The organism is Rufibacter radiotolerans (genome assembly GCF_001078055.1).
Lineage (GTDB): Bacteria > Bacteroidota > Bacteroidia > Cytophagales > Hymenobacteraceae > Nibribacter > Nibribacter radiotolerans.
The window spans coordinates 1,189,825-1,214,858 of sequence record NZ_CP010777.1 but is presented as its reverse complement, the minus strand read 5'-3'; the positions used below and the strand labels follow the sequence as shown (position 1 = coordinate 1,214,858).

At 52.3% G+C, this 25,034-nt stretch carries 19 protein-coding genes; 8 read left to right on the top strand and 11 right to left on the bottom strand.

Annotated features, from left to right (window positions below; genetic code table 11):
• From TH63_RS05070 to ppsA, 7 genes are all read right to left on the bottom strand, one after another.
• Positions 1–1,128, bottom strand: coding sequence for a CapA family protein (locus tag TH63_RS05070; RefSeq protein WP_048919996.1), 1,128 nt, complete (start codon positions 1,126–1,128; stop codon positions 1–3).
• Positions 1,129–1,248: 120 nt separating this feature from the next.
• The gene (locus TH63_RS05065; protein WP_048922592.1) at positions 1,249–1,881 is read right to left on the bottom strand and encodes a phosphoribosyltransferase; all 633 of its coding nucleotides are present in this window, start codon (positions 1,879–1,881) and stop codon (positions 1,249–1,251) included.
• 403 nt (positions 1,882–2,284) lie between these two features.
• A complete protein-coding gene (locus TH63_RS05060; RefSeq protein ID WP_048919995.1) occupies positions 2,285–2,668 on the bottom strand; it encodes a DUF202 domain-containing protein in 384 nt (127 codons plus the stop codon).
• A gap of 216 nt (positions 2,669–2,884) precedes the next feature.
• Complete coding sequence (locus tag TH63_RS05055) at positions 2,885–3,352, bottom strand: Hsp20/alpha crystallin family protein (RefSeq protein ID WP_048919994.1); 468 nt, start codon at positions 3,350–3,352, stop codon at positions 2,885–2,887.
• Between the two features lie 192 nt (positions 3,353–3,544).
• Positions 3,545–5,047: a trypsin-like peptidase domain-containing protein gene (locus TH63_RS05050; RefSeq protein ID WP_048922591.1), complete on the bottom strand. Its 1,503-nt coding sequence runs from the start codon at positions 5,045–5,047 to the stop codon at positions 3,545–3,547.
• 304 nt (positions 5,048–5,351) lie between these two features.
• A complete protein-coding gene (locus tag TH63_RS05045; RefSeq protein WP_048919993.1) occupies positions 5,352–5,807 on the bottom strand; it encodes an Hsp20/alpha crystallin family protein in 456 nt (151 codons plus the stop codon).
• Between the two features lie 220 nt (positions 5,808–6,027).
• The gene (gene ppsA, locus TH63_RS05040; protein WP_048919992.1) at positions 6,028–8,460 is read right to left on the bottom strand and encodes a phosphoenolpyruvate synthase; all 2,433 of its coding nucleotides are present in this window, start codon (positions 8,458–8,460) and stop codon (positions 6,028–6,030) included.
• 322 nt (positions 8,461–8,782) lie between these two features.
• Here ppsA and TH63_RS05035 point away from each other — a divergent pair, with 322 nt between their 5' ends.
• The 3 genes from TH63_RS05035 to TH63_RS05020 all read left to right on the top strand — a co-directional run bounded on the left by TH63_RS05035 (position 8,783) and on the right by TH63_RS05020 (position 11,679).
• Positions 8,783–9,484 (top strand): hypothetical protein, encoded by a 702-nt coding sequence (locus TH63_RS05035; protein ID WP_048919991.1) that lies wholly within the window; start codon positions 8,783–8,785, stop codon positions 9,482–9,484.
• Between the two features lie 164 nt (positions 9,485–9,648).
• Positions 9,649–9,996 carry a hypothetical protein gene (locus TH63_RS05030; protein ID WP_048919990.1) on the top strand — a complete coding sequence of 116 codons (348 nt, stop codon included), beginning with the start codon at positions 9,649–9,651 and terminating at the stop codon, positions 9,994–9,996.
• Between the two features lie 753 nt (positions 9,997–10,749).
• Positions 10,750–11,679 (top strand): nucleotidyltransferase family protein, encoded by a 930-nt coding sequence (locus tag TH63_RS05020; RefSeq protein WP_197088640.1) that lies wholly within the window; start codon positions 10,750–10,752, stop codon positions 11,677–11,679.
• Positions 11,680–11,855: 176 nt separating this feature from the next.
• Here TH63_RS05020 and TH63_RS05015 read toward each other — a convergent pair whose 3' ends face one another.
• Positions 11,856–12,287, bottom strand: a complete 432-nt coding sequence (locus TH63_RS05015; RefSeq protein WP_048919987.1) for a hypothetical protein — start codon at positions 12,285–12,287, stop codon at positions 11,856–11,858.
• A gap of 284 nt (positions 12,288–12,571) precedes the next feature.
• On the opposite strand from TH63_RS05015, the gene TH63_RS05010 reads away from it, so the two are divergent.
• The 4 genes from TH63_RS05010 to TH63_RS04995 all read left to right on the top strand — a co-directional run bounded on the left by TH63_RS05010 (position 12,572) and on the right by TH63_RS04995 (position 18,539).
• The gene (locus TH63_RS05010) at positions 12,572–13,330 is read left to right on the top strand and encodes a VIT1/CCC1 transporter family protein (protein WP_048919986.1); all 759 of its coding nucleotides are present in this window, start codon (positions 12,572–12,574) and stop codon (positions 13,328–13,330) included.
• Positions 13,331–13,586: 256 nt separating this feature from the next.
• Positions 13,587–16,295 (top strand): cation-translocating P-type ATPase, encoded by a 2,709-nt coding sequence (locus TH63_RS05005; RefSeq protein WP_048919985.1) that lies wholly within the window; start codon positions 13,587–13,589, stop codon positions 16,293–16,295.
• A gap of 3 nt (positions 16,296–16,298) precedes the next feature.
• Positions 16,299–17,150: an ATP cone domain-containing protein gene (locus TH63_RS05000; RefSeq protein WP_048919984.1), complete on the top strand. Its 852-nt coding sequence runs from the start codon at positions 16,299–16,301 to the stop codon at positions 17,148–17,150.
• Positions 17,151–17,171: 21 nt separating this feature from the next.
• Positions 17,172–18,539, top strand: a complete 1,368-nt coding sequence (locus tag TH63_RS04995; RefSeq protein WP_048919983.1) for an MBL fold metallo-hydrolase RNA specificity domain-containing protein — start codon at positions 17,172–17,174, stop codon at positions 18,537–18,539.
• Between the two features lie 253 nt (positions 18,540–18,792).
• Here TH63_RS04995 and TH63_RS04990 read toward each other — a convergent pair whose 3' ends face one another.
• A complete protein-coding gene (locus TH63_RS04990) occupies positions 18,793–20,352 on the bottom strand; it encodes a DUF3943 domain-containing protein (protein WP_082161557.1) in 1,560 nt (519 codons plus the stop codon).
• Positions 20,353–20,598: 246 nt separating this feature from the next.
• On the opposite strand from TH63_RS04990, the gene msrB reads away from it, so the two are divergent.
• The gene (msrB, locus tag TH63_RS04985; RefSeq protein ID WP_048919981.1) at positions 20,599–21,045 is read left to right on the top strand and encodes a peptide-methionine (R)-S-oxide reductase MsrB; all 447 of its coding nucleotides are present in this window, start codon (positions 20,599–20,601) and stop codon (positions 21,043–21,045) included.
• Positions 21,046–21,232: 187 nt separating this feature from the next.
• Here the strand turns inward: msrB and TH63_RS04980 are convergent, their stop codons facing one another.
• Positions 21,233–23,467: a M3 family metallopeptidase gene (locus TH63_RS04980; RefSeq protein ID WP_048919980.1), complete on the bottom strand. Its 2,235-nt coding sequence runs from the start codon at positions 23,465–23,467 to the stop codon at positions 21,233–21,235.
• 226 nt (positions 23,468–23,693) lie between these two features.
• Complete coding sequence (locus TH63_RS04975; RefSeq protein WP_156180395.1) at positions 23,694–24,560, bottom strand: hypothetical protein; 867 nt, start codon at positions 24,558–24,560, stop codon at positions 23,694–23,696.
• Positions 24,561–25,034: the final 474 nt, after the last annotated feature.

The following is a 25,034-nucleotide window of genomic DNA, read 5'->3' as shown; positions in this document are numbered from 1 at the left end:
CTAAAAAGTAAGGATCAGGTACTTGTCCTGCAACGCCACCCCGGCCCCAAATTTCTCACATTCCCTGTTGAGCGTATCTCTAAGCCATGCCGCATCTTGGGCAGAGGCATGCTGTAACCGGAAATTCTTTATCTGTAAAGGGACCATTTGAAGGGAAACCAGCTGACCGGTGGCGGGGTCCAAATCAGGGAAATACATGAGGGAAAGGTCCCCCCTGAACTGTTCATGGCCGCCAATGCCTTCATAGTCGTTCAGGAAATCTCCGGCGCCGTACACGATCAGCTTTTGCCGGAACACCTCTATACCCCGCGGGTGGTGCGAGGAATGGCCAAATACCAGGTCCACGCCTGCTACGTCTATCAGGTCATGGGCAAACCTGCGGTGCGAAGGCGGTATCTCATAGCCCCAGTTACTGCCCCAGTGCACCGAGAATACCACCACATCCCCGGGGGCTTTCAAGGCGATAACCTGCTCGGCTATGGTTTCCACCGTGTCACTGCCCAGGTCAGGCAGCAGATGAAGGCCGGGCTGTGCTGGAGTGGCCGCCCAGGCTTTGGGAATGCCGCTGCTTTCCAGCCCGCAGGCCAATATTATCACCCGGCCTTTCTGGGTTTGCAGCAAGGTGGGTTTTACGGCTTCTGCCTGGTCTTTCCCGGCTCCGCCGAAGGGAATTCCCGCCTTTTGGAGCGTCTCCATGGTTTCCAGTAGCCCTTCGCGGCCCCAGTCCAGGGTATGGTTGTTAGCCAGCGAGCAGAAGTTGAAGCCGGCGGCCGTGAGCACGGCCACATTGGCTGGGTGCATTCTGTATTGCACTTCCTTGGCGGGCCAGGGCACGCTGTGCGTAGTGAGGCTTGTCTCCAGGTTGATGAGTTTCAGGTCCGGGGTTCTTTGGCGCCAGACTTCCAGCGCATCTCCCCAGACGTAATCCAACGGCACGGGCCTCTGTATCTTCTGCCCGGACTTCTTTTCGGCCATCTGGATGTAATGCCGGGCGTCCTGCACATAAGACTCATAAAGTTGCGGGTCTACCGGATGGGGCAGAATCTGGTCAATGGCGCGTCCGGTCATGACATCCCCGCACAGAAACAGTGACAGAGAAGCCGAAGAACCCGCGGGAGGAAGTGCCATAGATCAGCGCCGGATAATCAGGTGAAAGCGTGAGGCCCTACGACAAAGAAATTCAATTAAAACGGCTGCTTGGCAAGTAGCCGGATTGGAACATAAAAAGCAGAAAAGGACCGGTTTAGGTTACCGGTTTTCTTTCCAGCGGTCTAAGAAATCAATGGTCTCCTCATCTGAGAGGTTGTAGAACAGTTCATAGCCCTGTGATACCCCCTGAAAGAATTCGGGGGTCTCCAAAATGACCACGTCATCCACCTCCTTCAGCAGTCTGCTTTTCATCTCCGGGCCGGCTACGGGGGCGGCTACCACCAGTTTACCCACGCCTTGGTTGCGGCACATTTTAATGGAGGCGAACAAGGTAGACCCGGTGGCAATGCCGTCATCTACCAGAATCACGGTTTTGTTCCTGATTTTAGGCAAGGGCTCCCCGTTGCGCAGCACGTCAATCCTACGCGTTATCTCTTTTTTCTGCTGCGCAATGGTATGCTCCAGCACCTCCGGCGACAGCCCCGCCTGCGCCTTTTCATTAATGTAAATACTACCGTCCTCGGCAATGGCGCCAATGGCGTATTCAGGGTTGTTGGGGTGGCCCAGCTTCCGGGAAACCAGCAGGGAAAACTCAGCGCCTAAATGCTGGGCGACGTAGAAGCCGGTTTCTGCTCCGCCTCTGGGTATGCCCAACACAATTACCCCCAGGCCTTTATATTTATTCAGGGCTTTGGCCAGGTGAAGGGCGGCGTCTTTTCGGTCTTTGAACATGCTACATTTTTTAGAGGTGAACGCACACATGGTATCCAGAACAGCCTGTTTTGTAAAGCAACAGTCAAAGAGAGAATAAGCTTCCAGGGCCCGTTTCCGTTTTGGGCCTGTTTTCAGGAAAACTTACCCAAAACGAACGCCTTTTCCTCCACACGATCATTTCCTGTTTTGGGCCCGTTTAAGCAAAAACAGGCTTAAAACGTCACAGAGTTGTATAACCACCCAGGCCAGTAAATCATCAGTTTCAGGGAAGGTTCGCCTGTCTTATTAAGTACGGTTTAAAGAAATTTCGGCTATAAAAACGGCCTGTTTGCGGCGGGTAACCAGAAGAAAATTACAACGGCAACTAAAGGCCCTTGCGTTACCAAACAATACCAAGTTGCTGGCTTTAAGCTAGGAAAGGCTAGTCTATATTTCCGTAGCGCGAGGCTTCTTTTTCATGGATGTGGGCGTGCATATGGCTGGTTTCGGCGTATTCCTCCTGGTGCAGGGTAATATGCTTTGATTTCTCGAAGTACCTGAAAACCCCGTAGCCGCAGACCAACAGGCCAATAGGTATCAAAACCCCGCCCGCAATATCAAATGCTTTCGTGTCAAAGAACTTGATAAAGGAAAGGCCCGCCACCAGAAACGTAAGGGCTGTGCGCAGGTAAGCCATAAGGGTGCGCTCATTGGCGAAAATGGTGCGTTGCAGGGCCAATTGGTCCCGTATCTCAATGTTCTTTTTCTCCTGTACCTTCAGCTTTTTCTTCAGCTTCTTTATTTCCTGTTCTTCCTTTTCAGACATAGCGTTATGAGTTAGAAAGCCCTTTCTCAAAGATGAAGAATTTACCCAACAACGCCATTCCAAAACCCCTCAAAATTGGCCGTAATAGCAGAAAAGGGCGCAGACCAGCAGGCGATGGACCAGGCTGTTTTTCAGCCAGGAAAAAAGGCAGCCATTAAAAGAAATAAGCCGAAGCCATATCATGACTTCGGCTTACAAGGGAACCGTTACACCGGTTTAGTCAATCTTGATTCTCTGCTTTGGTTTTTCCTGTTCTTGTTTTTTGGGAACGGTTAAACTCAGGATACCATTCTCGTAGTGGGCCTTTATTTCTTCGGGTCTGAGGTTCTCTGGTAGGGTGAAAGAGCGGCTGAAGGACGAGTAGTTGTACTCCCGTTTGTGGTAGCTTTCCTTGTCCTCGGTCTTTTCGTCTTCCTTCTGGCTGCTGATGGTGAGCACGCCCTGTTCCATGTCAATGTTGAAGTCCTCTTTTCTCATGCCCGGCGCGGCCACCTCAATCAGGTAGTCTTTCTCCCGGTCTCGGATGTTTACCGACGGAACGTTCATTTCTATCTGCCGCCGCATGGACATGGGCATCATGAACATGTCCTCATTGAACAAGCGGTCCACGTCTGAGAAAAAGGAAGGAAAAATGGAGGTGAGCGGTGCTGAAACCCCGCCGTCTCTTCTTGCTAAGTTTGCCATAGGTTTAAAATTATGAAGTGGAAAAAATGAAAACTGAAGGGATACAAATACACCTGGGAGCCCAAGGCAGGAGGAAGAGGGGGATTTTTGATTTCCTGTTTCAGGTCCGTTTCTAAGAAAACAGCCCTAAAACGCAACACAGATTCCAGGCCCGTGACCATGAAGCCGCCGGGCGGGGCGCGTGGGGCACTATTAAGCCCCCAATGGGAAGCTGAATACAAACACGGTGCCGTCTGGGGTAATGCCTTCAAAGCGCACCATGCCGGTTTGCGACGCACCCAGGGCTTTGTTGATATCTGAGAGGCTGCTGACCGGCCTACCGTTAATTCTGGTAATGATGGTGCCCTTGGGTATGCCCACCGAGTCAAAGAAGCCGTTTTGCTGCACATCCGTGACGTATACCCCAGATTTAAGGCCGTACTGCTGCTTTAACCGGTCTGGTAAAGGAGAGAAAGTGGCGCCCAGTTTAACCTGCAACCCTTTGGCGGCTTTGTCATCCAGGGCCAGTTCCTTCGGTTTTTCCTCAGGCTTCAATTCTATCTGGGCACTTTTGAGTTTTCCGTTGCGCAGGTACGCTATCTGCACCTTGTCGCCGGGGTGGCGCCGGGCAATGCGTTCAGACAGTTCAGTGGAAGAGGTGACCTGTATTCCGTCTATGCTCTTGATGATATCGCCTTGCTTCAACCCGGCGGTGGCGGCCCCGCTGCCCGCCTGTATGCCCATAATGTAGACCCCTTTAATGGTGGCCGGGTCAATGCCGCCCTCCCGCAGAATCTGGTCCTCTACCGCCGGGGCCGGGAAGTTAACCCCCAGGTAGCCGCGTTTCACCTCTCCGTATTTCCTTAGATCGCCTATCACTTTCTGCATCAGGTTGACGGGTATGGCAAAGCCGTAGCCGGCGTAACTTCCCGTGAGCGAGGCAATGGCGGCGTTAATGCCAATCAGCTGCCCGTTGGTATTCACCAGGGCCCCGCCGCTGTTGCCCGGGTTAATAGCGGCATCTGTCTGCAGGAAGGCCTCCACGGCCGAATTGGAGACCGGCTGGCCAGGGTCTGCGTAATCTTCCTGGCTGGGTCGGCTTAAAATGCCGATGCTCCGGCCTTTGGCACTGATGATACCCGCGGTCACGGTAGAGTTAAGCGAATATGGGTACCCTACCGCCAGCACCCACTCGCCTACCTGCACGCTGTCTGAGTTGCCCAAACCCACCACCGGCAGGTTTTTCCCTTCCACTTTGAGCAGCGCCAGATCGGTGCTGGGGTCGCGGCCCACCAGTTTGGCTTTAAAGCTTCTTTTGTCTGGCAGCACCACGTCTATAGTGGCCGTGTTCTCTATGACGTGGTTGTTGGTGACAATAAACCCATCTGGCGTAATAATCACCCCAGAACCCGCACTGCGTGCCGGAACCGGGTTATCTGGCAACCCGAAAAGGTCCAGGATGGGGTTTCCCCCCTGGCCATTACTTATGGGGTAAGTAGTGTTGACGTGCACCACCGCCGGAATCACCATCGACGAGGCCCTTATGAAATCTGGGTTTCCGGCGGAGGAGGAAGAGGAGGAAACCAGGCGGTTGTAAGAGACCGTGTTCTGATTCTGGTTTTGGGGCTGTACCCTTTGGTCTAGGAGCCTATACCCCGCTATGGCCAGTACGGCAGAGCCTAGCGCAAGCAAAAATAACAAGATCGCCTTTTTCATGCCCCTCAGGTGTTTTCTTGGTACAGTGGTGGTTCCTTGCCCGGGATGGGTAAGCCTACCCGAAAAAAGAGTTTTGTTAGGGAACAGACTTTGCAGGAACATCTCATATCTTACTTAGTGCCCTTGCCAGGATTTTTGAAGTAAGGAAAAGCTAGCCCGAGGACCGGGCAAAAAGGAAACCTGCCTGCCCCCTATTGGCCGCCGGCAAGCGCTGACGCTTTACTAAGGCCTACAGAGCGGCCACGCAAAGGCAGTTACCTCATTAGTAAGGCAGTTGCCTTTGCGTCAGGCGCCAGGTGCTCCGTTAGTCAATCTTGATTCTCTGTTTTGAATTATCTGCCGTTTCTTTTTTGGGAACGGTCAGACTCAGGATGCCATTCTCGTAGTGGGCCTTTATTTCCTCGGGTTTTAGGTTCTCGGGTAGGGTGAAGGACCGGCTGAAGGAAGAGTAGTTGTACTCCCGTTTGTGGTAATTCTCCTTGTCCTCGGTTTTCTCATCTTCTTTCTGGCTGCTGATGGTGAGCATGCCCCTGTCAAGGTCAATGTTGAAGTCTTCTTTTTTCATGCCCGGCGCGGCCACCTCAATCAGGTAGTCTTTTTTCCTGTCTCTGATGTTCACTGACGGAACGTTCATTTCCATCTGCCTTCTCATAGGCACGGGCATCATCCCGAAGAATTGGTCCAAGTCAGAAAAAAAATCTGGAAAAACAGATCTGGTGGGTGTAGACACCCCCCCATTTCTTTTTGCTAGGTTAGCCATAGATTAAAATTTTTAGGTAAGACATCTAGTGAATGATTAGGCTTGGGAAACATTTAAAATATAATATTTTGAATGTTATTTTATATTTTACGTTGTTAGAACCCCAAAGTTGAAAGAAATCCTATCTTTCTCATGTTGCCTAAAATTGGGAACAGGCGTGTGGACATGTTAGAGGGTTACCTCTTCTGGCGAAATTTCAGGCCAGGAATAGGGTTGCTTATCACCCCACCTCAATTAAATGCCTGGGCCGCTGGGCCTGCAGCTTTTCGGCTTGCAGCATGTTCTCCAGCCCCCGGAAGAAGGCATCTGGGTTAAAGGAAATGCTGTCTATGCCGTTCTCTATTAAAAAGGAAGCGTATTGCGGGTAATCGCTGGGGGCCTGGCCGCAGAGCCCGGTTTTGGTGCCGGTGCGGTGCGCCTTCTGCAGGGTCATGACAATCAGTTGCTGCACGGCCGGGTCAAAGGGGGTGAAAATATCACTGATCAACCCCGAGTCACGGTCGGCACCCAAGGTCAGTTGTGTAAGGTCATTGGAACCGATGGAGAAGCCGTCAAAAAGCTGGGCAAACTCCTCGGCCAAGAGGGCGTTAGACGGAATCTCCACCATTACATAGATCTCCAGTTGGTTTTCGGCGCGCCGCAGCCCGTAGTCTGCCATAAGATCAATCACTTTTCGGCCTTCCTCCACGGTTCTGCAGAAAGGAATCATCAGTTTCACGTTGGTGAGGCCCATTTCGTCGCGCACCTTTTTCATAGCCAGGCATTCCATCTCAAACCCCTCCTGGTACAGTGGGTGGTAATACCTGGAGGCGCCCCGAAGCCCAATCATGGGGTTAGATTCCTCGGGTTCAAACTGCCGGCCGCCAATAAGGTTGGCATACTCATTGGACTTGAAATCGCTCATGCGCACAATCACGTCTTTGGGGTAGAAAGCGGCGGCAATGAGGGCGGTCGCCTCGGCCAGTTTCTCCACGAAGAAGTCTTCCTTGTTAGTGTATTGGCGGGTGAGATTTTCTATTTTCTCGCGGGCCGCCGGGTCCTGCACCTTCTCAAAATGCTTCAGGGCCATGGGGTGAATCTGAATGGCATTGTTGATGATGAACTCCATGCGCATGAGTCCTACCCCATCATTGGGAAGGAAAGAGTATTTGAAGGCCTGCTCTGGGTCGCCCAGAATTAACATGGCCTTGGTCTGGGGTTTTTCCAGGTGCTGGAGATCGGTTTTTACTTCGGACCACTTCAGCTTGCCGGCATACACGTACCCGGTCTCGCCGCCGGCGGTGGATACGGTCACCTCCTGGCCGTCCTGTATCTGTTGGGTGGCGTTGTTGGTGCCCAGCACAGCTACGGCGCCTACCTCACGGGCGACAATAGCGGCATGGCTGGTGCGGCCGCCCTGTTCGGTGACAATGGCGATGGCCTTTTTCAGGATGGGGTCCCAGTCCGGGTCGGTTTTACGGGTTACCAGCACCTCGCCTTCCTGCAGCTTGTCTATCTCTGCCGGCGAGTGCAGGATCCTGGCAATACCTGACACAATGCGGTTACTCAGCCCAATGCCCGCGCACAGCACCTCGCCTTTTTCCTCCAGGGTGTACTCGGTGAAAAACGCCTGGTTCTTATGCTGGCTCTGCACGGTTTCGGGGCGGGCCTGCACAATGAACAGTTCCTGGGTGAGGCCGTCTTTGGCCCATTCAATGTCCATGGGTTGGTGGTAGTGGTCCTCAATCTTGATAGCCCATCGGGCCAATTGCACTACTTCCTGGTCCTGCAAGACCAACTGTTCCTGTTTCTCGGGGAGGGTGTCCAGGTTTATAATTGCATCTGTTGGGCTCTGAAGTTCCCCCTCGGCGGGGTCGGCGTAAACCATGGTTTTGGCCTTGCTGCCCAGCTTGCGTGAAATCACGGGTTGGGCGGCGGTTTCCAGCAGAGGCTTGAACACCATGAACTCATCGGTGTTCACGGCCCCCTGCACCACGTTTTCGCCCAGGCCCCAGGCCCCCGAGATGACCACCACGTTCTCAAAGCCGGTATCTGGGTCCAGGGTGAACATGACCCCGGAACTGGCCTTGTCTGACCGCACCATTACCTGCACGCCCACCGACAAAGCCACCTGCATGTGGTCAAAGCCGTTGTCTACCCGGTACTTAATGGCGCGGTCTGTGAACAGCGAGGCATAGCTGTGGTGGCAGGCCAACAGCAGGTGGCGCAGGCCCCGCACATTCAGGTAGGTCTCCAGCTGGCCGGCAAAACTGGCGGTGGGCAGGTCTTCGGCGGTGGCGCTGCTTCTCACGGCCAGGGAGATCTCCTCGCCGTATTGCTTTTTGAGGTAGTCATAGCCTTTCTCAATTTCTTGGCAAAGCTGCTCTGGAAGGGTGGCCCGCAGAATAAGGGCCCGGGCTTTCTCGCCCACGGCTGCCAGGTTAGAGAACCGGTCCAGGTCCAGGCTGTGCAATATCTGGGTGAGTGGCTGCCGCAGGTTCTGGTTGTCCAGGAAAAACCAATAGGCGTCTGCCGTTGTGGCGTAGCCGTCGGGCACCTTTACCCCCACCGGGTTCAGTTGGTTGAACATTTCGCCCAGCGAGGCATTCTTGCCCCCCACTTTTCCCAGGTCTTGGTAACTGATTTCTTTGAACAGCTTGATGAATGGCTCCATGGCATGGACTCTTTTAGGCACCGGTGCATTGGCAATAAGGGGGAGGTGAAACAGGCAGGCAGATCATTTACAGACACCAGACAGACGGCATCTTGGGCAGGAGGCGCAAAGCGGAGGCTGGTTTTCCGGGTGCTCAGCGCACAGGGAAAATACCAGCGGTTCTATTGTTAATACTATATTAAATAACGTATCTGCCTGGGTCAGGTTATAGGATATGGGCGGCCTCCTGGTGCTTTTAGCGTATATTTGACTTTTGCCCAAGGGGGTGGCTTGCCGTATAGAGCGGCTTTTTGCTTACTTTCACAAAGGCCTATTCCGTTTTATGAACCGATTCCTTTCCAGAGAGACCTCTGCCCACCTGCTCCAAAAGATTCTGGCCGGGGCCGTGCCGTATGCCTATGACCAGGAGAAGCACCGCGTGCTGCTTTTAGACGCCGCCGGCAATGAGCAGGTGATCTTCCGGTTACCTATTGTGTTTCCGGCCGTGGGCGGAAAGGAGGACGCACCCGTGCACTACGTGCTGCTGCTTATACAGGCGGGCAACTGCGCGGTGGGCTACTTTGAGGACGGGGTTAACCTGGACCATAAAGTGTTCCGGTCTTACATGGTGCGTAAAAAGCAGGGCAAAAGCCAGATCAAGTACCTCAAGACCAAAGGCAAATCCAGGGCCGGCTCCCGGGTGCGGCTAGGCGAAACCCTGGAATTCTTCGAGAACATAAACGAGCGCCTGCAAACATACTTTGAGGACCATACCGTGCACCGCGTGGCCATCAGTTGCTCCAAGACCCTGCTCCCCTACCTCTATGACGCAAAGGTTTCCACCCCTTTTGACAAACGAGACGAGCGCCTGTTCAAGATTCCCATGCACGTGCACACCCCCATTTATGACGTGATGATGGACGTGCACAAGTTCCTGCTCAAAGGCGAACTCATCTATGAACCCACCCACCAGGACCTGGTGAACGAGCTTCTGGGTGAAAAAAACCTGCCAGACGAAGACGAAAGCGAAGACGGGGACCGTTAAAACGAAGATGGGTTTCCCCTATTGGCCGGCAAGAAAAGCCTCCTTTAAGGGAACCCACTGGCTAGTAGCTGGTTGCCTTCCTGGATTTCTGGTTTCAACTGGGCTTCTGCCCAAGACTGGGGCCAATTGTGTTTTTATAAAAATGATAACCCGTATATTGCAGCATGTTTGCAAATGAACTTCGGCTTGGTAATATAGTTTCTGAGGCAGGGACCTACGTGGTCATTGATGCGGGTCGCATGATGGCTATTCTCAGCGGCGAGGCGGCATTGTATGACCCTATCCCCCTGACAGATGAATGGCTTTCGGGGGCCAACTATGATGAGCTGGAAGACGAGTTCATGTTCCCAGAGCTAAGCCAGTGGGCCCTGGACCCAAAGTACAAAGAGATTGTCTTTAACGGCGGCTACATTGCCACCAGCGCCCCCGTGGCCTACGTGCACCAACTGCAGAACTTCTTTTTTGTGATGACCGGCCAGGAAATGGAGCTTCCCTGCCACCTGCAGTTGTAATCCCCTCTTTCAAATTTTCCCGCTTGGCGTTTAGAGGCCGTTTTTCTTAAAAGAGACCCAAAACACCTTTCTACAAGGCCTTAATCGATTTCTCTTTCTCCTCCCTTCCTTTGCCCTGCCCAGCGGTTTTACGCACCTGGCAAATGTGTCTGTTTCCCACTCCTTTCCGGTAAGCAACCCAGTTCAAAGCAGTTACCTTTTCAGGATATCCCAATCTTATTATCTTACTGCCAGGTTTTAAACTTTAGGCCTTGTTCTAATATCTAAGGCTTTCTGTTTTAAGGCTGTTTTACTAAAAACGGCCTTAAAACAAAAACCGGCTGGGCCGGAATTTTCATCTTGCCCGGTTAGCCTCACGGCGACCTGTTATTATTTACCTTAACCTTCGCTTATACCACACTACTACCTAAGCCCTTCCCCAATGTTTTACCCCAAATCTGCGCTGCTGCTTTTTTGCCTCCTGCTTTTTGCTGCCCCCTTATTTGCCCACCCTGGCCTGCCCTATGAATTGACCACGCCTCAGGTGGTGTCTTTGAACCGGATGCCTATGCGGGTCCACGCCTTCGCGTATGAGAATCAGTCACTGGCCCAGCTTTACTCCTCTGATTTTGAATCGTGGGTACACGTAATCCAAAATATTTCCTTCCCAAAAACCTATTATTATCACCCACCTCGCAAGGCAAATTCTTACCTATTCCCGTACACTCTAGTACTTCCCTTTGCTTTCAGTCGATAACTGCTCCATAAATAACTATGATGTCACCACGCCCCACCTTACTTGTCTTAGCAGCTGGCATGTCTAGCCGGTACGGCCGCCTGAAGCAACTGGAGCCCTTCGGTCCGCACGGTGAAACTATCATGGAGTATTCTATCTATGATGCGTTGCAGGCGGGCTTCGGGAAGGTGGTATTTGTGATAAGGAAGGCCATTGAGAAAGAGTTCAGGGCGGCCATGGACGCACGTCTGCCGGCGAATGTACCCGTGGCCTACGTACGGCAGGAACTGGACAAGTTACCCGAAGGTTTTAGGGTACCGGAAGGCCGCCAAAAGCCCTGGGGCACGGCGCACGCGCTCTGGGTAGCCACTTCTGCCTTGCAGGAAGGGCCTTTTGCGGTCATTAACGGAGATGATTTCTACGGCCGGAAATCCTTTGACCTGGTAGCCCGCTTCTTCCGGGAAAACCACACGCCGCAGGAACATGCACTGGTGGGCTTCCATCTGCAAAATACCTTGTCTGATTACGGGGCCGTTTCCCGCGCCCTCTGCGAACTCACCCCAGACGGTTACCTGACCAAACTAACCGAACTCACCCAGATCCTGCGTACCGAAACCGGCATTCAGGTGCAGGATGCCGGCGCGGCCTACAGCACGTTAACCGGGCGGGAGATGGTGTCTATGAATTTAATGGGCTTCAAGCCCGATGTGCTGCCGTACCTGGAGCGGTGTTTCAGGGAATTTCTCATTCACGAGGGCTACTCGCTTAAGGAGGAATGCGTGTTGTCTACCGTGGTGGGCCAGATGATCACGGCTGGGCAGGCCCGGGTAAAAGTGCTGCCTTCCAAAGAAAAATGGTTCGGTGTGACCTACCCCGAAGACAAGCCCGGCACGGTGCAGAATTTAGCGGCCTTGGTACAGGCAGGCGTTTACCCAGAGAACCTATGGGCTAACTTTCAAAAGGCTTAGACACCTATCAAGTGAGATTTTTTGAGGCTGTGCCGGGCCGAATTAGTGAATATTGGAGGCCCCAAGAGCGAATCTGTTTTACGCCTGTTTTCTGGAAAACAGGCGTAAAACAGAAATACTATATCGGGCTGCTGAAGCGTAAAGGACGATCTCCTTACCGGCTTTACCTTACCAGTTTATTTGCGCTTTTTGCCCAGCACCTTCAGGGCCTTTTCGTTTTCCCGCTCTTTCTTGAATTGGTCAAATTCATCTGGCGGAAGGGTGATGGTGTAGTCTACTTCGCTTAAGATGTGCTGGTCTTCGTCAAAGTCATAGGCCATGGAGAGGAACAGGTACTTGTCTTTGTTCAGGACATATTCTTCGCCTACTTTGTCATAGACGTGGAACTCATATTCGTCTTCGTCCAGCTTCTTGTCCGTTGACAAGGCCAGGCAGTCGCCAGTGATGACCAGGGGTGTGTCCAGGTCATCTATGTAGTTGAAGTCCTGGTAATAGCGGCCGTCTTTCTTGCTGGTTACGTACTCTACGCGGTCAATGTGCAGCTCAATGGCCTGTTTCTTGGAACTACGCTGGGGGGTGATGCTTTTGATGTTGCCTACTACTTTCATGGTATTTCCGTGAGCGCAAAGGCTTGCGCCGCCTCCGCTTGTTTTCCTTCTAAGGTACGCAAGATACGGCCAAGCCACCATTGTAGCGCTAAAAATCGTACTTCTGCCTTCCTTCTTCGGCTACCGGCCCCGTAAAATAGAAACCTTCTGAACAACCTGTATCACCCGTTCCGGAACAACCTCGCCTTGCGTTCTGGAGTAAATTATAAGGATGGAAAACTACAGAGCTTTGGCTTGTCAGGCCCTGATAAGGTCCATCTGCCGTACCGTCACCTGTATGCTGTATGCAACCACAAGATCTCATACGGAAGCAACTGGAGGCTTCGCATACGCCGGAGCAGGTAAGGTCACGGCTGCAGCAGCAGACCAAGCATAGTTATCTCAAAGATTTTGTGTACGGGGCGGTAGATGGCGCCGTGACCACCTTCGCGGTGGTGTCTGGGGTGGCGGGGGCCAGCCTGGCTCCTCAGATTGTGATCATTATGGGCATGGCTAACCTGCTGGCCGATGGGTTCAGTATGGCCGTGAGCAACTACCTGGGCACCAACACAGAACTACAGCTCCTGGAAAAGACCCGCACCGATGAACGCAACCACATAGAATTGTTCCCGGAGGGGGAGCAGGAGGAAATCAGGCAGATCTATGCCGCCAAAGGCTTCAACGGTGACATGCTGGAGCAAATAGTGCAAACCATCACCGCAGACAAGCAGCTCTGGTGCGAGACCATGGTGCAGGAAGAACACGGCATGTCCCTCAACCCCATGTCGGCCTGGAAAGCGGCCTTTGCCACCTTTACCGCTTTTCTTTTGGTGGGCTTTATTCCGGTAGCGCCCTTTCTGTTTGATTACTATTTCAAGGGAAACCTTCAGTCGCCTTTCCTGTGGAGCAGTGTTTGCACCGCCATTGCTTTTTTTGGGATTGGCGCCCTCAAAAGCAAGTTTGTGTACAAGCCCTGGTATTCGTCCGGCCTGGAAACCCTTTTGCTGGGGGGCGCCGCGGCCTCCCTGGCCTACCTGGTAGGTATCCTACTTAAGGACTTGTAGAAGTACCAGAAATTTTGGATCTGCCCTGTCCAAGGTGACCTGAATGTTCCGTTTCAGGCCTGTTCTCCAGAAAACGGGCCTAAAACGCCTTTTACTTTTTTCATGCTCCAGGCCGTCCCAAACCGGAAAGCAATAGCGCATCCTCCTGTAAAACTGGTTGCCGCCCGGGTGGCTTTTAAACTGCAAGGAACGTATGAAAAGAAGTGGCATTTTTTCTGGTAGTACATGGACTTTAGGCTGTTAGCAAAGACCAACCATGGCCAAAACGCAAGCGCTTCCGCATACCCTCCCTAACCCACACGCCCTTTCACCGGAGGAGCTGGCCACCGCTTTGGCCGGTAATCTGGAAAAGGGATTAAGTGCCCAAGAGATAGAAGCCAGATTAAAGCAATGGGGCGAAAACCAGGTGGATAAACAGCAACAGGAAAGCCTGCTGGTAGTGCTGCTCCATCAGTTCACCGGGCCCATTACCTTCCTGCTGCTGGCCGCCATGGGCCTCTCTTTTCTGTTTCAGGAATGGCTGGATGGCTCGGCTATTTTATTGGTGATTCTGCTTAACGGGTTCATTGGGTTCTTTATGGAATACAATGCCCGCCAATCTATGGAGGCGCTCCGCGAAATGGCCATGGTGCCGGCCAAGGTACTACGGGGCGGCCGTCTGGAGGAAATCTCCTCTGAGCACATTGTGCCCGGCGACGTGCTTTTTCTTGAGGCTGGTGACATGATCTCCGCAGACGCCCGCTTGTTTCATACCATGCAGCTGGAGGTAAACGAGTCTGCGCTCACCGGCGAGTCTCTGCCCATACCCAAGAAAATTGAAGTCCTGCCAGATAGCCAACCTCTGGCCGAACGGGTGAACATGGTCTTTAAAGGCAGTTTCGTGACCAAGGGCAATGGCCATGCACTGGTAACCGGCACAGGTATGAACACCGAGCTGGGCCAGATTGCCAACCTGGTGCAAAGCGCCCAGCAATCGGCTACGCCGCTGGAGAAAAAGCTGGAATCGTTCAGCCATAAGCTTATCAAAATCACCATTTTTCTGTGCGTTTTGGTTTTTGGGGCAGGCCTGCTCCAGCACCGGCCCTGGATGGAGAGTCTCACCACGGCTATTGCCCTGGCGGTGGCCGCCATTCCTGAGGGGCTGACCATTGTGGCCACGCTGGCCCTCGCCCAGGGCATGTTGCGCATGGCCCGGCACCAGGTCATTGTCAAGAAACTGTCGGCGGTAGAGACGCTGGGCAGCACCAATGTCATCTGCACAGATAAAACCGGCACCCTTACCAAAAATGAGATTGAGGTAAACCGCATTGTGGTGGCGGGCGCCGAGGCCCAAATTAGGCCCAATCCCTTAAAGGGTGAAATCATTTTTCTTTCAGACCCGCAGCACCTGCAGGAAAAGGAAAGCTACAAGCAGTTGCTCTTGTGTGCCGTCTTGTGCAACACCGCTCGGTACGAGATTATTAACCAGCAGGAAAAAGAAGTAGGTGACCCCGTAGAGACCGGCCTCCTCAAATTCGCGCTGGCCGCCGGGCTACACCTGGAGCAGGTAAAAACCCAATACCCTAAACTAGCCGAGGAATCCTTTAACTCAGAGACCAAAGTGATGGGCACTTTGCACCGGAATGGAGACCAGGCCGTGATCTACGCCAAGGGCGCCCTGGAAGAACTGCTCCAGCGCTGCACCCACCAGTTAACCAACGGCCAACCGCAGGCACTTACTCCCCAGGACCGCGAGGAATGGCAGAAGAAAGAGGAACAGATTGCCAATGAAGGCCTGAAAGTACTGGCCTTTGCCTACAAGGACACCCAGGAAACCAAGAATATTCTGCTGGAGGAATTGGTATTTCTGGGCATTGCCGGCCTCCTGGACCCGCCGCGCGAAGACGTTAAACAGGCCCTGGCCGAATGCGCCTCGGCGGGGATAGACGTAAAAATGATCACCGGTGACCACCCGGCCACCGCCCGTAACATTGCCGAACAGGTAGGCATCACAAAGGGGCAGCAGGCGCTGGTGATCCATGGCAGCAACATGCCGGCCTATGACCAGCTTTCAGAGCAACAGAAAAAAGAATGGCTGGAGTCGGCGGTGTTTGCGCGGGTAAGCCCCCGGCAGAAACTGGACCTGGTCACGCTTCTGCAGGCCAACCAGATGGTGGTAGGCATGACCGGCGACGGGGTGAATGATGCTCCCGCCCTTAAGAAGGCAGACATAGGCATTGCCATGGGCATACGGGGCACGCAGGTGGCCCAGGAAGTAGCTGACATGATCTTACAGGATGATTCTTTCCCATCCATAGTCCTGGCCATAAAACAGGGCCGCATCATCTTTGACAACATTAGAAAGTTTGTCATTTTTCTGCTTTCCTGTAACTTAAGTGAGCTTTTTCTGGTGACGATGGTGTCTTTGCTGGCCTTTGATTTCCAGTTGGTGCCCATCCAGATCCTGTTCATTAACCTGATCACAGACGTGTTGCCGGCGCTGGCGCTGGGGGTGAGCCCCGGTAACCCCACTGTCATGAAACACAAACCCCGCCATCTGGAAGAGCCCATCCTGAAGAACGCCCACTGGATCTCATTGGTGGTGTATGCGGCCGTTATCTCTGCGTGCGTGATTGGAGCCGTCTCCTTTGGGCATTGGGTGGTCTATGACCAAAGCGATTGGGACCTCAACTATTCCAACAACATCCTGTTTTTCACCCTCATTCTCTGCCAGCTGTGGCACGTGTTTAACATGGGCAGCACCAAAGTCGCCTTTTACAGGAATGAGGTCTTCACCAACAAATACGTTTGGCTGGCGCTCTTGCTGTGCGTGGGCATTCTGGCGCTGGTGTTGCTGGTGCCCACCCTGGCGAAGGCCCTACGCCTTAGTTCCTTTGATAAAGAGATGGCTGCCGTCATTTTGGGGTTCAGCCTGCTGTCTTTCTTCCTGAACCTGGCACTAAGGAAACTTAAAATCATCTATTAAACCATGAAGAAGCACAAGGCTAACTACCTCATCACCAAATCATCCGGGGAGACCGCGCCCTTCTCTTACAGCAAGCTGAAGAAATCCCTGTCGGCGGCCGGGGCCAGCGAGGCCATTATAGAGGACATTATTGCCCAGATTGAAGACCAGCTATACCAGGGCATTCCTACCCGCAAGATCTATAAAAAAGCCTTTGCCTTGTTAAAAAGGAAGCCCGGGGCGCTGGCGGCGCGGTACAAACTCAAGTCTGCCATCATGGAATTGGGGCCATCGGGGTACCCGTTTGAGCGTTTTGTGGGCGAGATCTTCAAAGAGCAGGGCTATAACGTAGCCGTGGGCCAGATCATGAAAGGCCATTGCGTGAGCCATGAGGTAGACGTAGTAGCCACCCGGGGCAACCTGCACCTGCTCATTGAGTGCAAGTTCCATAACCAGGCCAATTACCAGTGCGACGTTAAAACCCCGCTCTACATCCACTCCAGGTTCAGAGACATGGAAACCGAACTTAAAAAAAGAGAAGGCCGGGAGGATATAGAGTACCAGGGCTGGGCCGTCACCAATACCCGTTTTACCTCAGATGCCATTGCCTACGGTACCTGCGCCGGGCTGCACATGCTGGGCTGGAACTTCCCGGAGGGCCGGGGCCTGAAGGAACTGGTGGAGCAAAGCGGCATCCACCCCATTACCAGCCTCACCACCCTCACCAGCTTTGAAAAGCAGCACCTGCTGCAGGAAAAGGTGGTACTCTGTAAGGAAATCTGCCATAGCCCCGCCCTGCTGGAAGATCTGGGCATTGGCACCGAACGCCTGCACCGCATCATGCGCGAAGCCTATGACCTCTGCCAACCCAGTTAAACCTCATTTTTTACCATACCTATGGAAACCGATATCTCGCTTCAGTTTTTAGGGGCTGCCGGCACCGTGACCGGCTCCAAATACCTGCTTACCGTCAAGGGCCAGAAAATTCTCATTGACTGCGGCCTTTTCCAGGGCCTGAAAGAAGTACGCCAGCTTAACTGGGAACGACCGGCCTTCTCCCCGGAAGAGATCAACCTGGTACTGCTCACCCACGGCCACCTGGACCATACCGGCTACCTGCCCAAACTGGTGCAGCTGGGCTACCGCGGCGAAATCTGGGGCACTGACCCCACCCTGGACATTGCCGAAATCATCCTCAAGGACAGTGCCAAGATCCAGGAGGTGGAGGCCCGGCAGGCCAACGAGGAAGGCTTTTCCCGGCACAAACCTGCCCTTCCGCTCTATACGCTAAAAGACGTGGAGAAAACCCTGCGCCTGTTCCGGATGAAGCCCCTCAACCACTGGATTTCTATTGCCGAAAAGGTACGCTGCCGTTTCCGGTACAACGGGCACCTGTTGGGGGCCACGTTCATTGAGCTGGAGGTGGATGACAAAATGCTGGTCTTCTCCGGAGATATTGGTCGGCCCCAGGACCTGCTGCTGCATGCCCCCGAGAAACCAGACCAGGCCGATGTGCTGCTCCTGGAAAGTACCTACGGCGACCGCCTGCACCCCAAAGAAGAAACCAAGGCGCTGCTAAAAAAGATAGTCACCAAAACCTTTAGCCGGCAAGGCACCCTGTTGATTCCCAGCTTTGCCGTAGAACGTGCCCAGTCGCTTATGTACCTGCTATGGCAGCTAAAACTGGAGGAGGCCATCCCAGAAATGCCCATCATTCTGGATACGCCCATGGGCGCCGATACGCTCAAGGTTTTCTACCAGTCCTTGTCCTGGCACAAGCTCTCTGGTGAAGAATGCCTGCAAATGTTCTCTAACTTCAGAATTGTGACTTCGTACCGTGAAACCTGGGAGATCATTGACCGCAAGGGCCCCAAAATTGTGATTGCCGGGAGCGGCATGCTCACCGGCGGCCGCATTCTCACCTACCTCACCAAATACCTGGACAACCCCGCCACTACCATCCTGCTGGCCGGCTACCAGGCCGAAGGCACCCGTGGCTGGCAACTGGAGCAAGGAGCGCCTGAACTGAAAATCTTTGGGAAAATGTACGCAGTGAAAGCTGAGGTGCTCAACCTGGAAGGCCTCTCCGGCCACGCCGACCAAAAGGAACTCCTGGACTGGCTAAGCGAGATGAAGACCCCACCCAAACAGGTCTTCCTGGTGCACGGCGAACCCACCGCCGCCCAGATGCTCAAAGACAAAATCAAAGAAAAACTAGGCTGGGGCTGTTTTATCCCGCAACGAAATGAAATAGTGGATTTGTAAGAAAAGTAAGAATAATCTTTTTCTTTTTTTTGTCATCCTGAAAGGATCTTGGTAGCGAACGGTAATGACATTTAATACCCGCTACTGCCGTCCGCCCACAAGATCCTTTCAGGATGACAAAGGGAGGAGGAAGCAGTAAAATGCAAAGGAAAGCACCTAAAACAAAAAACCCGTTTTGGTCCTGTTTCCCATAAAACAGGCCCAAAACGGGTTTCTTTTTATTCTGCAGACTCAGGACTAAAGACTCAGAACCCTAATTATACCTCCCCTTGCGCTGGGGGTCTTGCAGGAAAAGCTGGAGGAAGATTTTCTGGTCGGTGATGGTGGAGCGTTGGATGGGGAAAGCTTCCAGGCGGCGGTTGGTGGTGTACCCGAAATGCTCATAGCCCAAGCTTACATTCTTGAATACCTGTACCGTGAGACGGGGCCGCACAATGCCAATGGAGTTGCTGCCTTCCAGGCCCTCAAAGGTTTTGAGCCAGTAATGGTAATACACAAAGGCCGCCGAGGCGTATTTGCCCAGACTTAGCGTAGTTTCCAGTTTGCCGTGCAGGCCGGTGGTATAAACATAATCCCGGAGGCCATTCTCATCTGGGGCAAAGCGCGTGCTGTTACCGGCCAAGGGTATCACGCCCAGGTGCGCGTTGGTGTACAGGTTCACTTGCCTGGAAAGCGGGTACCGGGCGAATAACCCTCCTCCAAACCCCAGGGCTCCCAGGTCAAAGTTGCGGGTGTTCCAGTAGTCATAGTATTGGAAGAAGCCAGTAAGCAGGTCCAATTTGCCTACCTGGTTGTTCCGGCCCAGGAGTACACCATAGCCGGTAATGTTATTGATGATGCCAGACACGGTGTCCTGCTTGCTTTCGCTAAACTCGGCGCGCAGCCGGAAAAGGTCAAAGGGTTTGCGTTTCTGCAATTCAAACGGGTTGCCGTAGTCTAACTGCACGTTGAGCATGGCGTTGTTATAGCCCGCCCCAAAGACATCGTCCTGATTTCTGTTCTGGCGGTGCACCCCGGCAAACAGGGTCACGTTGATAGGCTCTTTCTCATACACCTCTTTGTTGGTCACCTGGAAGGTTTTGCCCTGCAACAGCCGGTTCAGGCCGCGCACCGGGTTGATGAGGCCGGCGGCAATTTCGCGCACCGCCCTCTCCCGGCCTGTGGTACGGTCATCCAGGATATTGGAGCTCACCCGGTACAGGACCTCCCCCAGGAACGCCCCGTTCAAAGGCGTGTAAATCATGTCATTGTAAGACGGCAGCGTATTCTCGCCAAAGTACTCCCAGGTCAGGCTTCCGCCCACGGCGAAGGGTAGGGACTGCCAGTAGCTGTAGCCCTGGGCGCGGGCGGCGTTAAAGTAAAGCGTGCCCTGGTACGGGTGCCCAATAAAGTTAATGCCAAACTCATCGGTGTCCCATTCTGGTTCAGACCTCAGGTTCCGCTTCCAGGTGGAAGGGCTAACGTAGCCGTAATCTGCTTTGGCCACGTATCGGTTAAACCCCATGAACACGGCATTAATGCCCAATACCTGGGCGGCGGGTTTCCAGAGCGGCTGGCGCGGGTTATACTCCGGGTCATCATGCAACAGATCACCGTATTTATTGAACAAGGTGGTATCCAGCAGAACGGCGTTGGCGGGTTCGCTTCCGCCCAGCGAATCGGTGAAGAGGCGGTTTTTGCGGGCCTTGATTTTGTCTAGTTGCTGTTTTCGGGTACCCTTGCCGGCCTTAATGGAATCTGGCGCCGTAATAATTTGCGCCTGTGCCCCCAAAGTCAGGAAAAGAAGTAAAATAAACGTAAAAACTGATCTCATGTAAAACTGGTATGGTGCTTAGAGAAGCGGCGCTAAACAGCAAAACGCAGATGACGCAGGGCCAAAGCTTCTCTATTTTAGCCCTACATACGGGATAATCCACGCTCTGGTACGAATACGGTGCTGGGTTTTGACGGTCCGGGGGCCAACTGTTTTGAGCCTGTTTTCAGAAAAACGGCCTCAAAACAGGTTTCACCTAGCCCATTTCAGCAATAATGAAATACTAACATTCTACATTCAGACCCTATGCTCCGGTGGATAGACGTGATCAAATATGCCAAGTACAGTAACCCGGAACCACCCTTTACCGTGGAGAAAACCAAGGCCGAGTGGCGGCAACTGCTCAGCCCGGCCCAGTACCACGTGCTTCGGGAGAAAGGAACTGAGCCGCCCTACCGCAACCTCTATTGCCGGTCTTATGCCCCGGGCACTTATGTCTGCGCGGGCTGTGGCGAAGCGTTGTTCGCTTCCCAGGAAAAATACCACGCCATCTCTGGTTGGCCCAGCTTCACCCAGCCTTTATCTAAAAGCGGCCTGCGCTTCCTCTTTGATGACAGCCACCACCTGCAGCGCATAGAAGTGCAATGCAATGTCTGCGGCGGGCATCTGGGCCATGTCTTCCCGGACGGGCCCGCGCCGCATGGCCTGCGCTTTTGCATTAATTCTGAAAGCCTGAGGCTTGTGAATGAGTGATTGAGTGAATGAGTGAATAAAGGGCTGGCGATTTAGTGAGTGATTGAAGGTTAAGAGGGATTCTTTGGGGAACTGTTATCTCAGTCTGTTGGAAAGAAGCATAAAATAAAAATCCCGTTTTGGGCCCAGTTTCTGAAAAACAGGCCCAAAACGGGATTTTGCAATTTAATAAAGGGTAAGCTATTGCTTATTTCTTAGCCTTCTGGGTTTTCTGATTAGGCACCGGGAAACCGCGGTCGCGCATGAGGGCGTCTATTTTGGCATCGCGGCCCCTGAACAGGCGGTAAGCTTCTGCGGGGTCCATGGAGTTACGCGGCGCGAAGAGGTATTTCACCAGTTTGGCCGCCACCTGCTTGTCATAGAATCCCCCAGGGGCTTCTTCAAAGGCTTCTGCCGCATCTGCGGTGAGCACATCTGCCCAGAGGTAACCATAGTACCCAGCGGCGTAGCCCTCACCCGAGAATACGTGGGTAAAGTGCGGCGACCGGTGACGCATCACAATCTCCTTCGGCATTTTTAAGGCAGCCAGGGTCTCACGCTCAAACTTATCAGGGTCCAGGTCGGTAGGGTCTTTCACGGTATGGAACTTCATGTCCATGAGTGCCGAGGCCAGGAACTCAGTGGTCTCAAAGCCTTGGTTAAACGTGGCGGCTTTCTTGATTTTGGCGACCAACTCCGGAGGCATCACCTTTCCGGTTTTGTGGTGCTTCAGGAATTGGTTGATCACCTTGTCTGTAGACAACCACCGCTCCAGTAACTGGCTCTGGAATTCGGTGTAGTCACGCACGCCGCTGTTCAACGTAGGGTATTTCACGTTGGAAGACAGGAAGTGGAGCGCGTGCCCAAACTCATGGAAGAACGTGGTGGCGTCATCCCAGGAAACCAGCACCGGCTCGCCGGGAGCGGGCTTGATGAAGTTAGAGTTATTAGAGGCCAATACCGTTTTCTTGCCATTGAAGGTGGTATGGCTGCGGTACGGCGAGGCCCAGGCGCCGGAACGCTTTCCCTGCCGGGCAAACGGATCTAAATACCAAAGGCCAATGTGCTCCCCGCTGGTTTTATCAGTTACTTCCCACACCTTCACGTCTGGGTGGTACACAGGAACTGAGCCGGCTGGCACCGGGGTAAACTTGAAGTTGAACAACTCCCCGGCAGTGAAGAAGATGGCCTGGGTAAGGTTGCCCAGCTCCAGGTACTGCTTCACCTCATCTGAGTCAAGGTCATACTTTTTCTTGCGCACTTTCTCAGCGTAGTAGCGGTAGTCCCAGGGGGCAATGGTGATTTTAGCGCCGCTGGCATTAGCCACCGCCTGCATGTCTTTCACTTCCTGTGATACGCGCGCCAGGGCTGCCGGCCATACGGCATTCATCAAGTTCATGGCGTTCTGCGGGTTCTTGGCCATGCGGTTCTGCAGGCGCCAATCGGCGTAGGTGTCATAACCCAGCAGTTTTACGCGCTCATCTCTGAGTTGCAGAATCTTGGTGATGTTCTGGTTGTTGTCATTGGCATCGCCGTTGTCTCCGCGGGAGTAATAGGTGTTCCAGACTTTCTCACGCAGGGCCCGGTTGTCTGAGTAGGTCAGGAACTGATCCATGCTGGAACGGGTATTGGTGATGGCGTACATGCCGGGCTTGCCGTTGTCTGTGGCGGCTTTGGCGGCGGCCTTCACAAAGGACTCAGGCAAGCCACTCAACTGGTCTTTGGTGATGTAGGTCACATACTTCTCCTCATCTGCCAGCACGTTGTTACCATACGTGGTGTAGAGGGAAGACAGTTCTTTATTGATGGCAGCGTAGCGTTCTTTGGCGGCAGCGTCAAGCCCGGCCCCTTCCATAGCAAACTCTTCATAGATCAATTGCACCACCCGCTGCTGGTCGGCGGGCAAGGCCGTTTTCTGGGAATTGTCATACACGGCCTTGATGCGGTCAAACAGGGCTTTGTTCTGCGAGATTTTAGACCGGAAATCAGAGATCTTGGGCGCCAGTTCGCCTTGTATCTTCCTGAACTCAGGGGTGGATAGGTTGCTGCCCCATATGCCGTAGTAGGTAAAGGCTCTGCTCAGCGCCTCGCCGGCTTTCTCATAGGGCACAATGGTGTTCTCAAACGTGGGGGCAGCGGGGTTGTTGGTAATGGCGTCAATATCTGCAAGATGCATTTTCATACCCACCTCCATGGCAGGGGCCAGGTCTGTGAGGCTCATTTTGTCAAAAGCCGGCACACCACCGTAAGGTCCGGTCCACTCTTTTAACAAGGTGTTTTCTGGCAAGGCCGTATTGTCAACGTCTTTCATTTCCGTTACTTCAGGGGCCTGGGTTGAGGTGGTGGCTGTGCCTTGCTGCGGTTGGGTGGAGGTACAGCCCACCAGCGCCAGCATCACCAGGACACTGGATTTCCTGGCAGAGGATATTATTCGGTTTTTCATAAAAGCTTGAAATAGAGGTTAGAAGTTTTTGATTGCTTCTGTTCATGTTACAAGCTTAAAGTTAGGAAAAAATGGGGATTGGGAGTTGCTTAAGGTAGTTTTTGAAGATAAACCTAAGTCAAGTATTTTTTTTAGACCACGTCCTTACTCTAATAATATATAATAAAGGAAATAGCTCCTAACTATTAAGTTAGGAGCTATTTCCTTTATTATATATTATTAGTTCTTAGAAAGAGCAAGACATTGCAGAATATGCTTGGGTGTTATCATAACCAGCTACTGCAGCAGTTAAGTCATCTGGGTATGTTCCTTTGGCAGACCATGCTCCAGTGATAGTTTTCATTGTGCCACAGGCAACTTTCTGGGAGTAAACCACAGTGAAAGTTTTCGTGGCACCTGCCGGCATGTCACCTACATTCCAGGTAAGCACGGTATTAGACTTATCTCCTTTACCGGTCGTTTTAGGAACCACACCAGATGTAGTTTGGTCCTTTACAAACACAGCACCAGCGGTTAAACCACCCTGCAACTTGATACCGTTTACGGCTCTTCCACAAGTAGTTACTACATAATCAGTTGTGAACTCATAATTGTTATTACCTAAATATTTCACTGAAACCATTGAAGGATCAAGATTAAAACCTGCACAGTCTTCCTGTACTTTCAGTTTGATAGAGGTTGAGACAAAATCATTATTTTGAGCTGCCTTATTAGTGCCTTGTGGTCTTGTTAAATAGCCTCTGAACTCTCTTCCATTATCTAAGTCAACAGACGCAGATTCAATTACTAAAGGATTAGCTACCGTAACCCAGCTTTCAACACCTTCATTAACTATTTTCTCTTCTAAGGCAATTGTTCCTTCTTCTTGCCCAACTCCTTTTGAAGCGGTAATTACAACAGAACTACCTGCTGAGACAGGCCCTGCTTGATTAATGGATACAATAACCTTATTATCATTTACAGTTACTCCTTCAGCGCTGCTGGCCTTAGAATTGCTTAGCTCATCCATTGCGTTTTCACAACCTCCTAGCAGAAGGGCTACAGTAACAATAGTTGCACCTAAATTGAAGCGGGTAAAAATGTTTCTTGTCATTAATTTGTTTTTAAGTGGTTAATTTTTAGTTGTTTATATATTAGTTAAACTTGAAGAAGGCATAATTATACCAGGCGCACTTTATTCTAAAGGCGTACCTTATCTTGTAACCAAAGTCATTTTGATTTCACGCAGCACCTAAAAGGCAAATGATCTATTGTCACATAAGACCCTTTGGGTAATGCTCTTTTAAAATAAACTTGTTTTAAAACTGATAATAAACTGATAGTGAGACACTATCAGTTCTGCCAAAGAGTAACGTCAGAAAATAGTAATCTTCAGACTCTCCCTACGTTACATCTTAAAAGACCATAGCTTGTTGGGGGCAAGCTTTGTATATGGCCTTAGGCAATGGAAATAAAAACTATCCCTAAAATCCAACCTAACCTTAGGTACATTAAAATTCTGCAAATCTATATTGTTAAAATAAGCTTCTAAATACTTACTTTTAAGTAACTATATAATATTACTATT